Annotated in this window: 11 protein-coding genes; 5 read left to right on the forward strand and 6 right to left on the reverse strand. The window is 64.5% G+C overall.

From position 1 onward, the window contains the following. Window positions 1–241 precede the first annotated feature (241 nt). From FIU28_RS05475 to cyoA, 5 genes are read right to left on the reverse strand one after another with little or no spacing between them, the layout of a single operon-like run. Window positions 242–961 (reverse strand): SURF1 family protein, encoded by a 720-nt coding sequence (locus tag FIU28_RS05475; protein WP_143572005.1) that lies wholly within the window; start codon window positions 959–961, stop codon window positions 242–244. Beyond that, window positions 958–1,353: a cytochrome o ubiquinol oxidase subunit IV gene (gene cyoD / locus FIU28_RS05480; protein ID WP_143572006.1), complete on the reverse strand. Its 396-nt coding sequence runs from the start codon at window positions 1,351–1,353 to the stop codon at window positions 958–960. Before cyoD ends, FIU28_RS05475 begins: the two co-directional genes overlap by 4 nt. Then, a complete protein-coding gene (cyoC, locus tag FIU28_RS05485) occupies window positions 1,350–1,985 on the reverse strand; it encodes a cytochrome o ubiquinol oxidase subunit III (protein ID WP_143572007.1) in 636 nt (211 codons plus the stop codon). Before cyoC ends, cyoD begins: the two co-directional genes overlap by 4 nt. A 3-nt stretch (window positions 1,986–1,988) precedes the next feature. Beyond that, on the reverse strand, window positions 1,989–3,995 hold the full coding sequence (gene cyoB / locus FIU28_RS05490) for a cytochrome o ubiquinol oxidase subunit I (protein ID WP_143572008.1): 2,007 nt from the start codon (window positions 3,993–3,995) through the stop codon (window positions 1,989–1,991). A gap of 22 nt (window positions 3,996–4,017) precedes the next feature. Beyond that, window positions 4,018–5,211 (reverse strand): ubiquinol oxidase subunit II, encoded by a 1,194-nt coding sequence (gene cyoA, locus FIU28_RS05495; RefSeq protein WP_143572009.1) that lies wholly within the window; start codon window positions 5,209–5,211, stop codon window positions 4,018–4,020. Between the two features lie 165 nt (window positions 5,212–5,376). On the opposite strand from cyoA, the gene FIU28_RS05500 reads away from it, so the two are divergent. From FIU28_RS05500 to FIU28_RS05515, 4 genes are all read left to right on the forward strand, one after another. Further along, complete coding sequence (locus tag FIU28_RS05500) at window positions 5,377–6,690, forward strand: MFS transporter (RefSeq protein WP_210245515.1); 1,314 nt, start codon at window positions 5,377–5,379, stop codon at window positions 6,688–6,690. A 148-nt stretch (window positions 6,691–6,838) separates the two neighbouring features. Further along, the gene (gene ribB / locus FIU28_RS05505) at window positions 6,839–7,930 is read left to right on the forward strand and encodes a 3,4-dihydroxy-2-butanone-4-phosphate synthase (RefSeq protein WP_143572011.1); all 1,092 of its coding nucleotides are present in this window, start codon (window positions 6,839–6,841) and stop codon (window positions 7,928–7,930) included. A 95-nt stretch (window positions 7,931–8,025) separates the two neighbouring features. After that, entirely contained in the window at window positions 8,026–9,240 is a 1,215-nt protein-coding gene (locus FIU28_RS05510) for an acyl-CoA dehydrogenase (protein WP_143572012.1), read from the forward strand. A gap of 195 nt (window positions 9,241–9,435) precedes the next feature. Then, a complete protein-coding gene (locus FIU28_RS05515; protein ID WP_143572013.1) occupies window positions 9,436–10,356 on the forward strand; it encodes an MBL fold metallo-hydrolase in 921 nt (306 codons plus the stop codon). Between the two features lie 143 nt (window positions 10,357–10,499). Here FIU28_RS05515 and FIU28_RS05520 read toward each other — a convergent pair whose 3' ends face one another. Next, the gene (locus tag FIU28_RS05520) at window positions 10,500–11,348 is read right to left on the reverse strand and encodes a DUF1499 domain-containing protein (RefSeq protein ID WP_143572014.1); all 849 of its coding nucleotides are present in this window, start codon (window positions 11,346–11,348) and stop codon (window positions 10,500–10,502) included. A gap of 174 nt (window positions 11,349–11,522) precedes the next feature. On the opposite strand from FIU28_RS05520, the gene FIU28_RS05525 reads away from it, so the two are divergent. After that, window positions 11,523–13,130, forward strand: a complete 1,608-nt coding sequence (locus FIU28_RS05525) for an acyl-CoA synthetase (protein WP_143572015.1) — start codon at window positions 11,523–11,525, stop codon at window positions 13,128–13,130. The last annotated feature ends 62 nt before the right edge of the window (window positions 13,131–13,192 follow it).

Raw genomic sequence — 13,192 nt, forward strand, 5'->3', positions numbered from 1 at the left:
GGCCTGCGATCAAGCGCGGAGAGGCTGGTCGTTCCACCTCCGCCCCCTAGCGAAGCTTCGCTCACGCGGGGCCGAGGCAAGAAGGAACCGCAGGCCTCTCCCCGTCATTGCGAGGAGCCCTTGCGACGAAGCAATCCAGTTTTTTCCGCGCGTGCGGCTTTCTGGATTGCCGCGTCGCTTTGCTAAGGGGAAAGCCAGAGGCATTCCCTGAGCTCGCAATGACGGCGGCGGGTACCGTAATTCAATCCCGCCGCCACAGCCTGACGGCAAACGCGCCGACCATGCCGGCCAGCACGAACCACGTCGCGGCATAGACCAGATGGTTGTTGGGCAGGCGGATCACGGTCAGCCCGCCGACCGGCACCGGCTGCGACGGATCCTCCGCGGCATCGATGAAATACGGCGCAACCTCACCGAGCCCCCGCGCTTGCGCGATCGCGGCTGTGTCGCGCGAGAACCAGCGGTCGGCTGCGGGGTCGTTGGCGCGCAGGAAGCCGCCTTTCGGCTCGGTGATGCGCAGCAGGCCGGTGATTTCGGCGCGCGGCGGCAGCGCCGGCAGCGCCGCCTTGTTGTCGGTGGGCACGAAACCGCGGTTGATCAGGACAATGAAGCCGGCGTCGGTGCGCAGCGGCGTCAGCAGCCAGTTTCCAGCCCCCTGCGCGGTGACGGCCTGCACCCGCGTATCCCTGTCGCGCAGCCACTCGCCCGAAGCGCGGACATGGCGGTAGGCGTCGGTGGCGGCGGAGATCGAGGGCCAGGCGGCGGGAGCGGGCGCATCGACCAGGGGCGCATCGACGCGCGCGTCGATCTGCGCGATCAGATCGAGCTTCCAGGCGCGGCGCTCGACCTGCCAGATGCCGAGCCCCAGCAGCAAGGCGGCGGCCAGCACCACGGTGCCGAACAGCAGATGGAATCGCAGCGGGCGTGGCGAAGGAGAGACGCCGTCGCCCGCGCGGCTCACGGCATGTTCTTCATGGCTTCCGGCGACATCGTCGGCATCATGTTGGTGTTGAGGTGGTACATGACCCACAACGAACCGGACAGCGCGATGACGATCACGATCACCGTGAAGATCATCGCCATCACGGTCCAGCCGCCCTCGGACTTCGAGTTCATGTGCAGGAAGTACACCATGTGCACGACAATCTGCACCAGCGCGAAGGCCATTACGATGAAAGCCGTGACCTGCTTGTTCTCGATCGTGCCGGACATCACCAGCCAGAACGGAATCGCCGTCAGGATCACCGACAGCACGAAGCCGACGATATAGTCGCGGCGCGAGCCATGCGCGGCGCCGTCGTCGTGATGCGTATCGCCGTGGGCTGCCGCGTTAGGCGTGTCGTGAGCGGTCATCGCAGCATTCCCAGCAAATAGACGAAGGTGAAGACGCCGATCCAGATCACGTCGAGGAAATGCCAGAACAGGCTGAGGCACATCAGGCGACGCTTGTTGGCCGGGATCAGGCCATGCTTGCCGACCTGCGCCATCAGCGTGCCCAGCCAGATCAGGCCGAAGGTGACGTGCAGGCCGTGGGTACCGACCAGCGTGAAGAACGCCGACAGGAAAGCGCTGCGCTGCGGCGTGGCGCCCTCGTGGATCAGGCTGTGGAACTCATGCAGTTCGATGCCGAGGAAGGCGAGGCCGAACAGGCCGGTCAATCCCAGCCAGATCAGCGACGACCGCTTGTCGTTCTCCTGCACCGACAGCATCGCAAAGCCGTAGGTGATCGACGAGAACAGCAGCATCGCGGTATTGAGCGCCACCAGTGGCAGTTCGAACAGGTCCTTCGGCGAAGGACCTGCGGCATAGTTGGCGCCGACCACGCCGTAGATCGCAAACAGCATCGCGAACAGCAGGCAATCGCTCATCAGATAGAGCCAGAACCCCAGCATCGTGCTGCCGCCCTCGGAGTGGTCCGCGTCGTCGCTCAGGTAGAACGACGGCACCGTGGTTTCGGCCTCGGGAAGAATGTTGGCTGTCGACATCGATCAGACTCCGGCCGTCAGCAGACGCGTGCGCGCATCTTCGGTCGCGATCACTTCCTCGACGGGGATGTGGTAATCGCGATGATAGTTGAAGGTGTGGTGGATGGCGACCGCCAGCAGAGCGACGAAGCTTAAGGCTGCCAGCCACCAGATGTACCAGATCAGGCCGACCGCCATCACCATGCTCAGCCCCGCCAGATAGACCCCGGTGGCGGTTCTCTTCGGCATGTGTATCGGCTTGAACCCGCTGGTCGGACGAACGTAGCCGCGCTTCTTCATGTCGGCGTAGCTGTCGCCGTCGTAGATCACCGGGGTGAACGCGAAGTTATAGTCCGGCGGCGGTGACGAGGTTGCCCATTCCAGCGTGCGGCCGTTCCAGGGATCGCCCGTGGTGTCGCGCAGCTTTTCGCGATTCCAGATCGAGACGGCGAACTGCATCAGCATGGCGCCGATACCGATCGCGATCATCACGGCGCCGATGGCGGCGACGATGAAGAAGATCTGGTACGACGGATCGTCGAAGTGGCGCAGGCGGCGCGTCACGCCCATCAGGCCGAGCACGTAGAGCGGCATGAAGGCGACGTAGAAGCCCGGCACCCAGAACCAGAACGAGATCTTGCCCCAGAACGGATCGAGCTTGAAGCCGAACGCCTTCGGGAACCAGTAGTTGACGCCGGCGAACAGGCCGAACAGCACGCCGCCGATGATCACGTTGTGGAAATGCGCGATCAGGAACAGCGAGTTGTGCAGCACGAAGTCGGCCGGCGGCACCGCGAGCAGAACGCCGGTCATGCCGCCGATCACGAAGGTGATCATGAACGCGATTGTCCACATCATCGGCAGTTCGAAGCGGATCCGGCCGCGATACATCGTGAACAGCCAGTTGAAGATCTTCGCGCCGGTCGGGATCGAGATCACCATCGTCGTGATGCCGAAGAACGAGTTGACGCTCGCCCCCGAGCCCATGGTGAAGAAGTGGTGCAGCCAGACCAGATACGACAGGATGGTGATGACGGCGGTGGCGTAGACCATCGAGGTATAGCCGAACAGGCGCTTGCCGGAGAAGGTCGAAACCACTTCCGAGAAGATGCCGAACGCCGGCAAAATCAGGATGTAAACCTCCGGATGGCCCCAGATCCAGATCAGGTTCACATACATCATCGGGTTGCCGCCGAGATCGTTGGTGAAGAAGTTGGTGCCGACGTAGCGATCCAGCGACAGCAGCGCGAGCACCGCGGTCAGCACCGGGAAGGACGCCACGATCAGGATGTTGGTGCACAGCGAGGTCCAGACGAAGATCGGCATCTTCATCATGCTCATGCTGGGTGCGCGCATCTTGACGATGGTGGCGATCAGGTTGACGCCGGACAATGTCGTGCCCACGCCCGCGACCTGCAGCGCCCATATGTAATAGTCGACGCCGACGTCCGGGCTGTAGCCGACCCCCGACAACGGCGGATAGGCCAGCCAGCCGGTGCGGGCAAATTCGCCGACGAACAGTGACATCATCACGATCAGCGCGCCGGCGACCGTCATCCAGAACGAGAAGTTGTTCAGGAACGGGAACGACACGTCGCGGGCGCCGATCTGCAGCGGCACGGCGAAGTTCATCAGGCCGGTGACGAACGGCATCGCCACGAAGAAGATCATGATCACGCCATGAGCGGTGAACACCTGGTCGTAATGGTGCGCGGGCAGGAAGCCGTCATTGGCGCCGAAGGCCATCGCCTGCTGGGCGCGCATCAAGAGAGCATCGGAAAAACCGCGCACCAGCATGACCAGCGCGAGAATGCAGTACATGATGCCGATCTTCTTGTGATCGACGGACGTGAACCACTCCCTCCAGAGGTAACCCCATAGCTTGAAGTAGGTCAGCGCGCCGAGCAGAACGATGCCGCCCACCATGACACCGATGAAAGTGACGAGCAGGATCGGATCATGCAGCGGGAAGGATTCCAGCGTGAGGCGGCCGAAGATCGGGCTGATCGCGAGAGCGGGGGTAGACATCATGAAAACCGTTTCGCAGGAGGTGTTAACTGGGCTCGCCGAGACGGGCGATGCTGAAGGGACGCAGACGCGGCAGGCCGGGTTTTGGCAGACCGACGCCGACCATGGCCGCAGGATCGCGCGGGTTGATCACCGGTGACGCCTGGGCATGGGTGGTGCCCATCGGCTCTTCGACGGTGCACAGCGTAGTCACGAAGGACGGTGCGGCGGCCAGCGGCGCATCGCGGCGGGCATATTTGTCCTTGGCCAGCGGCAGCGTGTTGTTGATGCTGGCCATGCCGCCGCCGCCCCGGACGTCGATCCGCATCATTTCGTCCTGGCACATCTTGCCGGGCTGGACGCACATGTTGAGCGCGGCATGGTAAAGGTCGGGGGGCACCGAGCTGAAATAGCGCGGCGGCTCGTTCTCGGAGGGCTCCTCCAGCTTCAGATAGCCGGCACGATCGAGCGCGGTGCCGTCCTTCTTGACCTTGGCGACCCACTTGTCGAAGTTTTCGACGCTCTGGCCGTAAAAGCGGAACTTCATGCCCGAGAAGCCGGCGCCGCTGTAATTGGCGGAGAAGCCGTCATAGTCGCCGGGCTTGTTGATGACGGCGTGCAGCTTGGTCTGCATCGCCGGCATCGCGTAGATCTGGCCTGCCAGCGCCGGCACGTAGAACGAGTTCATCACCGTACCCGAGGTGATCTGGAAATTGATCGGCCGGTTCACCGGGGCGGCGAGTTCGTTGACGGTGGCGATGCCGAGCTGCGGGTAGATGAACACCCACTTCCAGTCGAGCGCGACGACCTGCACCTGCAGCGGCTCCGTGCCGGGCTTCACAGGGTTGCCGGACGACACCCGGTCGAGTTGGCGATAGGGATCGAGCAGATGGGTGCCGGTCCAGGTGATGGCGCCGAGGCAGATGATGATCAGCAAGGGTGCTGCCCAGATCACCAGCTCGAGCTGGGTCGAGTGGTCCCAGTCCGGCTCGTAGCGCGCCTCGGTGTTCGCCGCGCGATACCGCCAGGCAAACAGCACAGTGAGCGCGATCACCGGAATGATGATAAGAAGCATCAGCCCGGTGGAAATCAGCAGCAGGTCGCGCTGTTGCGCGGCGATGTCGCCGGCCGGACGAAGCACGACCGCGTTGCAGCCGGACAACAATGCCACCAGCGGCAGGGCCGCTGCGACGCGAAGGATCGAGGTGCGGCTGAGCCGGCTGTATAGTGAAATGCGCATGGAATTTCGTTACACGCGGCTTCGCGGAGCGCACATTGGACATTTTGTCCAATCACTGTGGGCGCTCAAATCGCGTAGCGATCCTGCACAAGAATGCTCGCAGTCACCAATGCTCGCCGGCTTCATGAGAATTTTACGCAGGGAATGACCGACGTCATGAGCACTATGCCCACCGAAGTGACGACGATGGAACGCGATGCCAGGGGCATCAACGCGACGCACGGCGTGGTTGCGCCGGGCGAAATCGCCATTGGCGTGATCATCGGCCGAACCTCGGAGTTCTTCGACTTCTTCGTCTATGCGATCGCCTCGGTGCTGGTGTTTCCGAAACTGGTGTTTCCGAATACCGATCCCCTGATGGGGACGCTGTATTCCTTTGCCATCTTCGCGCTGGCCTTCATCGCCCGCCCGATCGGTTCGCTGATCTTCATCTGGGTCGACCGTGAGTACGGCCGCGGCATGAAGCTGACGATCGCCATATTCCTGCTCGGCGGCTCCACCGCCGCCGTCGCCTTCCTGCCCGGACACGCCCAGATCGGCGCCTGGTCGGGCATCATGCTGGCGCTGTTCCGGATCGGTCAGGGCGTGGCGTTGGGCGGCGCCTGGGACGGCCTGGCCTCGCTGCTGGCGCTGAACGCGCCGGAAGGCAAGCGCGGCTGGTATGCGATGATCCCGCAGCTCGGCGCGCCGATCGGCCTGATGATCGCCAGCGCGCTGTTCGCCTTCTTCCTCACCAGCCTGTCGGCGGCCGATTTCCTCGACTGGGGCTGGCGTTATCCGTTTTTCGTGGCCTTCGCGATCAACGTGGTCGCGCTGTTCGCCCGGCTGCGCATCGTATCGACCACGGAATACACCAACCTGTTCGAGAGCCGCGAATTGCAGCCCTCGCCGGTGATCGAGACCGTGCGCCACCAGGGCCGCAATGTGCTGATCGGCGCTTTTGCGCCGCTGGCGAGCTTTGCGCTGTTCCACATGGTCACGGTGTTCCCGCTGTCCTGGGTGTTCCTCTATACCAAGGAAGACCCGGTACGCTTCCTGATGATCGAGATCGTCGGCGCCGTATTCGGCATCCTGGCGATGTTTGCGTCCGGCTATATTGCCGACCGCATCGGCCGCCGTTCGCTGCTTGGCAGCTGCGCGGTGGCGATCGCCGTGTTCAGCGGTTTTGCCCCGCAATTGCTCGACGGCGGCACCGTCGGCGAAGTGGTCTTCATGGTCACCGGCTTCATCCTGCTCGGCTTCTCGTTCGGCCAGTCGTCCGGCGTGGTGTCGTCGAATTTCGGCACGACGTACCGCTACACCGGCTCGGCCCTGACGTCGGATCTTGCCTGGCTGGTCGGCGCCGGCTTCGCGCCGTTCGTCGCGCTGTATCTGGCCAACCATTTCGGGCTGCTGGCCGCCGGCGCCTATCTGCTGTCGGGCGCGCTGGCCACGCTGATCGCGCTCGGGATCAACAAGGAGCTCGCTCAGAAGAACTGAGCGCTGTCCCCTGGTAGAGGATCGACGACGCGCCGAGCTTCCCACGGCCATTCCGCACAGCGAACCCGCATGGCCCTACGCGCGGCTGCGGGTTGCGCCGTTCCCCGCTGTGCGCCATATGGTCCTTATCTGTCACAGAGTGCGCGCCATGGCCCATCCGATTCCCGAAGTCCTGCAAGCCTTTGCCCTGGGCGAAATGGTCGTGGTCACCGACGATGACGACCGCGAGGGCGAAGGCGACCTGATCGTCGCAGCCGCATTCTGCACCGCGGAGAAGATGGCCTTCATCATCCGCCATACCTCCGGCATCGTGTGCGCGCCGATCACCACCGAGGACGCCCGCCGCCTGCGGCTCGATCCGATGGTGATGAACAACGACTCGAACCACACCACCGCCTTTACCGTTTCGATCGACTACAAGCCCGACAACGGCACCGGGATCTCCGCCGACGAGCGCGCCTCCTGCTGCCGCGCGCTGGCCAATCCCAATGCCGGCGCCAATGATTTCTCGCGCCCCGGCCACATCTTTCCGCTGATCGCGCGGGAAGGTGGCGTGTTGATGCGCTCCGGCCATACCGAGGCCGCGGTCGATCTGTGCAAGCTTGCCAATCTGGCGCCGGTCGGCGTCATCAGCGAGCTGATGAACGATGACGGCACCGTGATGAAGGGTCAGCAGGTCGTCGATTTCGCGGCGAAGCATGGCCTCAAGCACGTCACCATCGCCGACATGATCGCCTATCGCCAGGCCCGTGAGAAACTCATCGAGCGCGTCTCCAGCTTTATCACCGACAGCCCGATCGGACCGCTGCAGGGCTATTCCTACCGCTCGCCGTTCGACCCGATCCATCACGTCGCCTTCGTCTACGGCCATGTCGGCGCAGGCAAGAACGTGCTGACCCGGTTTCACAAGCCCAACATCGTCAAGGACATATTCTTCGGCCCGAAGCATCTGCAGAGTGTGCTGGAGCACTTCAAGAAGGCCGGCAGCGGCGTGCTGGTCTATCTGCGCGATGGCGCTGCCGGCGTGCCGGTGACGCCGATCGATGCCCCGTCCTCGGCGGAGGCCGACCGTAACAAGCAGTGGCGCGAGATCGGCGTCGGCGCCCAGATCCTGCGCGATCTCGGCGTCACCTCGATCCGCAACCTGAGCTCATCGAGCCACGAATATATGGGCCTGTCCGGTTTCGGTATCGAGATCGTCTGCAACGAACAGCTTGATGGCGATACGCCAAAGACCTAAACTTGACGTCTTGCGCGCGGGTTCCGTATTCCGGTTTGCGACAGCAGGACGCGCCACTTCAATAGCCAGAAAATAACGATCTGAAAGGGATTTCGATGAGCGTGCGCCCCCAGACCAAGGACAGACCGGCCCCGACGCATTTCCAGTGGGACGACGCGTTCCTGCTCGACGACCAGCTCACCGAAGACGAGCGCATGATCCGCGACACCGCGCGCGCTTACGCCCAGGACAAGCTGCTGCCGCGCGTCTCGGACGCCTATTTGAATGAGCACACCGACCGCGAGATCTTCAACGAGATGGGCGAACTCGGCCTGATCGGCATCACGTTGCCGGAAGATTATGGCTGCGCCAATGCCTCTTACGTCGCCTACGGCCTCGTCGCCCGCGAGATCGAGCGCGTCGATTCCGGCTACCGCTCGATGAACTCGGTGCAGTCGTCGCTGGTGATGTACCCGATCTACGCCTATGGCGACGAAGCCCAGCGCAAGAAGTACCTGCCCAAGCTCGCCTCCGGCGAGTGGGTCGGCTGCTTCGGCCTGACCGAGCCCGATGCCGGCTCGGATCCCGGCGGCATGAAGACCCGCGCCGAGAAGTGCGCAGATGGCTACCGCATCACCGGCTCCAAGATGTGGATCTCGAACGCGCCGATCGCCGACGTGTTCGTGGTGTGGGCGAAGTCGGCCGAACACAACAACCAGATCCGCGGCTTCATCCTCGAGAAGGGCATGAAGGGCCTCACCGCGCCGAAGATCGGCGGCAAGCTCTCCTTGCGCGCCTCGATCACCGGCGAGATCGTGATGGACGGCGTGGTGGTCGGCGAGGAAGCGCTGCTGCCCAACGTCTCCGGCCTGAAGGGCCCGTTCGGCTGCCTCAACCGTGCCCGCTACGGCATCTCCTGGGGCGTGCTCGGCGCCGCCGAGGACTGCATGGCGCGTGCCCGCCAGTACACGCTGGACCGCAAGCAGTTCAATCGCCCGCTCGCTGCCACGCAATTGGTGCAGAAGAAGCTCGCCGACATGCTGACCGAAATCTCGCTCGGCCTGCAGGGTTCGTTACGCGTCGGCCGGCTGATGGACGAGGGCAACTTCCACCCCGACATGATCTCGGTGGTGAAGCGCAACAACTGCGGCAAGTCGCTGGACATCGCGCGGATGGCCCGCGACATGCACGGCGGCAACGGCATCCAGGTCGAATACCATGTCATGCGCCACGCCCAGAACCTCGAGACGGTGAACACTTACGAGGGCACGCATGACGTCCACGCGCTGATCCTCGGCCGCGCCATCACCGGCATCCAGGCGTTCGGCTAGCGCTCTTGCTAACCCTCCCGCCGTGCGAAGCGAAGCTTCGCTAGGCGGGGAGGGTGGCTCATCGTGAGCGAAGCGAACGAAGAGCCGGGTGGGGGGTGCCCCACACTCCGACAGCGCGTGGGGCACCCCCACCCCGGCCTATCGGCCGACCCTCCCCGCAAGGGGGAGGGGAGCCTCACCTACGGCGCAAACAACATGAGCGACAACGACGACGTCCCGTTTAACCGCGATTATCCGCTGGTCCCCGGCGTCGTCGATCATGTCCGCCCCGGCGTGCGTCGCATCCTGTGCAACAATCCGTCGCCATTCACCTTCTCCGGCACCAACAGCTACATCGTGGGCGAAGGCAACGTCGCGATCATCGATCCCGGCCCGCGCAACGAGGCGCATCTGCAGGCGTTGCTCGATGCGGTGCGCGGCGAGACCGTCACCCACATCTTCGTCACCCACACCCACAATGACCATTCGCCGAACACCGCGGCCCTCAAGGCCGCGACCGGGGCCACGGTCTATGCCGAAGGCCCACACCGCGCGTCACGGCCGCGCCACGAGAGCGAGCAGCATTCGCCGGAATCCGGCGCCGACCGCGACTTCATGCCCGACGTGCAATTGTCGGACGGCGACGTCGTCGAGGGCGATGGCTGGGCGCTCGAGGCGGTGGCGACGCCGGGCCACACCGCCAATCACATGGCCTTTTCCTGGCGCGAGCGCGGCTACCTGTTCGTCGCCGATCACGTGATGGGCTGGTCGACCTCGATCGTGGCGCCGCCGGACGGCTCGATGGTCGATTACATGGCCTCGCTCGACCGGCTCGCGGCGCGCCCGGAACAGCTGTACTTCTCCGGCCACGGCCCAGAAATTCCCGACGCGCCCCGCTTCGTCCGCTTCCTGATCCGCCATCGCCGCGCCCGCGAAGCCTCGATCCTGCATCGCCTGGCGAAAGGCGAGGCCGACATCCCCACTTTGGTCCGCGCGATCTACATCGGCATCGACCCGCGGCTGACGGGGGCGGCGGGCTATTCCGTGCTGGCGCATCTGGAAGATTTGGTCGCACGCGGCATCGTGGCGACCGATGGCGACGCGGTGATATCAGGCAGCTACCGGATGGCGACCTGAAACTGTCATTCCGGGGCGCGAGCGCACCAGCGCGAGCGAGCCCGGAATCCCGACATGTTCAGCGCAAAACATTCCGAGGTTCCGGGTCTCCGTCAGCCGGCTTCGCCGTCTGACGGATCCCGGAATGACAGTGTGTGGAGGCGCTACTTCTTCACCGCGCCCTTCGGTGCCGCCTTCGCGGGTGCCGCGGCCTTCTTCGGCGCCGGCGTGTTTTCCGCCGCGGTGTTGATGTCCTCGATCAGCTTGGCTACCCGCGAGGCGTTGCTGCCGAGGTCGCCTTCGAAATAGCGCGACGAGGAGCGGATATCGACGCGCGAGCCTTCGCCGTCGGGCGTGACGCGGATCGTGACGTCCTCGCGAAAGCCCATGATCGGCGTGCGTGCCACCGCCTCGATGCGGCCGATGCGGCGCGGCGGCTGCGGCGGGCGCTCGTCGATGATCAGCCATTTGCGCTTGGTGACGAGCGCATGGGTGACGTCATAGGCGCGCTGCACGTTGATATCGAGATCGACCGGCTCGATCCCGGGCCAGGTGGCGCGCTGCAATTCGGCGGAATACAGCCCGGCATAGACCGCGGTATTGGCGCCGTCGCCGGTGCGCAGCCGCGCCAGCGCCTCGAAGCGCGGCGGATCGATCGGATCGGTGGTGATGTCGTGGATCGCCGGCAGCTTGCGGTATTGCCAGCCGAGATAGGCGGGGTAGGCGAGGATCACCACGTCGAGCGCCAGCGCGAACAGGATCCGGCTCATGCCGCGCGAGCCGTTGATCCAGATCGCGACGAAGCCGGCCAGCGCCACCAGGATCGACAGCGCGGCAAAGCCCAATGAGCCCAGAAACGTCGCCAGCGCCGGCTTCACGTCGAGGAAGCCGAACCGCACGATGAGGATCGAGCACAAAGCGGCAACCGCGGAAAAAACCGCCAGCCGCCGCGCCCATGCCGCTAGGGCGGACACCGGTTCCGACTGGTAGGCGGCGGAAAACCTGCGGGCCATCGCGAACTCTGCCGAAAAGGGGCGCCCGGGGCGGGCGGCATCAGCCCGCTTGAGACCATGACGGGCCATGAAATTCAAGGGACTTTGGCGCGCCGCCGCGATCGGCTAAACACCACAGGCGGCCTGTCACCTCTCCGAACGTAACCGAGACGAGGAGCGCCGCAGGGAGTGTCCATGCTGGTGGAAACCGCCGACTACGCCGCGCTGTGCCGCGATTTCCGATGGGCCGTGCCGGAGCGCTTCAACATCGCCAGTGCCGCCTGCGACCGCCATGCCGACGGCTCGAGCCGCCTCGCGCTGATCTTTGTCGATGAGCACGGCACTCCGTCGCGTTACTCCTTCGACCAGATGCAATCCTTCTCGCGCCGCTTCGCCAACGTGCTGAAGGCGGACGGTCTCACCCGCGGCGACCGCGTTGCGGTGTTCCTGTCGCAGTCGGTGGAACTGCCGATCGTGCATCTCGCTGCGTTCCGCTCCGGCCTGGTGTCGGTGCCGCTGTTCACATTGTTCGGCGAGGACGCGCTCGAATTCCGGCTCGCCAATTCCGGCGCCCGCGCGGTGGTCACCGATGCCGCGGGCTGGGAGAAACTGGCGAAGATACGTGATCGGCTGCGGCTGCTCGAACAGGTCTATGTGATCGGCGACGCGCCGGCCGGCACAAAATCGTTCTGGGCGTCGATCGATGTGGCGTCGGAGGATTTCGCCACCATCGACACGTCCTGCGACGATCCCGCCATCATCATCTACACCTCCGGCACGACAGGCAATCCGAAGGGCGCGCTGCATGCGCACCGCGTACTGCTCGGCCATTTGCCCAATGTCGAGATGGTGCACGGCTTCTTCCCGAAACCCGGCGACGTCTACTGGACGCCGGCGGACTGGGCGTGGATCGGCGGGCTGTTCGATGCGCTGTTTCCGGCCTGGTACCACGGCGTGCCGGTTGTCGGGCACCGCGCGAAGAAGTTCGAGCCGCAGGCCGCGATGCAGTTGATGGCGGACCACGGCGTGCGCAACGTGTTCCTGCCGCCGACCGCGCTGAAGCTGATGCGGCAGGCCGACGTCAAGCATCCGGGCGTGCGGTTGCGCAGCATGCTGACCGGCGGCGAGTCGCTCGGTGCCGAATTGCTCGGCTGGGTGCGCGCCACCTTCGGCATCGATGCCCACGAGATCTACGGCCAGACCGAATGCAATCTGGTGGTCGGCAACAATGCAAAGCTGTTTCCGATCCGCCCGGGATCGATGGGCAAGGCGACGCCGGGCTTCGACGTGCGCATCGTCAGCGAAACCGGCGAAGAGCTGCCGCGCGGCAACCGCGGCATCATCGGCGTGCGCCAGCCCAATCCCTGCACCATGCTCGGCTACTGGCAGAACGAGGAGGGCACCGCGAAGAAATTTGCCGGCGAATTCCTGCTGACCGGCGATCTCGGCGTGCAGGATGACGACGGTTACTTCTGGTACGTCAGCCGCGAGGACGATGTCATTACCTCGGCCGGCTATCGCATCGGTCCTTCCGAGATCGAGCACACGCTGCTGAAGCATCCCGCGGTCGCCAATGCCGCGGTGGTCGGCGTGCCCGATCCGATCCGCACCGAGGCCATCAAGGCCTGGATCGTGCTGCGCCCCGGCTTTGCGGCCGGCGACGAGCTGGCGCGCCAGATCCAGGATTTCGTGAAAGTGCAGCTCGCCGCCCACGAATATCCGCGCCACGTTCAGTTCGCCGACAGCCTGCCGATGACCGCGACCGGCAAAGTGCTGCGCCGCGAGCTGCGGGCGCTCGGCTGATTTGATTTAGATCATGACGCGGTGGCGACGTCTGGCGTGAACTGCGAACAACGCGGGAGGAC

It is taken from the genome of Tardiphaga sp. vice154 (assembly GCF_007018645.1).
Taxonomy (GTDB): Bacteria; Pseudomonadota; Alphaproteobacteria; order Rhizobiales; family Xanthobacteraceae; genus Tardiphaga.

Excerpts from the sequence above, each read along its gene's own strand:
- FIU28_RS05520 (WP_143572014.1), bottom strand. The coding sequence starts at position 11,348 with ATGGCCCGCAGGTTTTCCGCCGCCTACCAGTCGGAACCGGTGTCCGCC.
- FIU28_RS05525 (WP_143572015.1), top strand. The coding sequence starts at position 11,523 with ATGCTGGTGGAAACCGCCGACTACGCCGCGCTGTGCCGCGATTTCCGA.
- cyoD (WP_143572006.1), bottom strand. The coding sequence starts at position 1,353 with ATGACCGCTCACGACACGCCTAACGCGGCAGCCCACGGCGATACGCAT.
- FIU28_RS05500 (WP_210245515.1), top strand. The coding sequence starts at position 5,377 with ATGCCCACCGAAGTGACGACGATGGAACGCGATGCCAGGGGCATCAAC.
- cyoC (WP_143572007.1), bottom strand. The coding sequence starts at position 1,985 with ATGTCGACAGCCAACATTCTTCCCGAGGCCGAAACCACGGTGCCGTCG.
- FIU28_RS05510 (WP_143572012.1), top strand. The coding sequence starts at position 8,026 with ATGAGCGTGCGCCCCCAGACCAAGGACAGACCGGCCCCGACGCATTTC.
- cyoA (WP_143572009.1), bottom strand. The coding sequence starts at position 5,211 with ATGCGCATTTCACTATACAGCCGGCTCAGCCGCACCTCGATCCTTCGC.
- cyoB (WP_143572008.1), bottom strand. The coding sequence starts at position 3,995 with ATGATGTCTACCCCCGCTCTCGCGATCAGCCCGATCTTCGGCCGCCTC.
- FIU28_RS05515 (WP_143572013.1), top strand. The coding sequence starts at position 9,436 with ATGAGCGACAACGACGACGTCCCGTTTAACCGCGATTATCCGCTGGTC.
- ribB (WP_143572011.1), top strand. The coding sequence starts at position 6,839 with ATGGCCCATCCGATTCCCGAAGTCCTGCAAGCCTTTGCCCTGGGCGAA.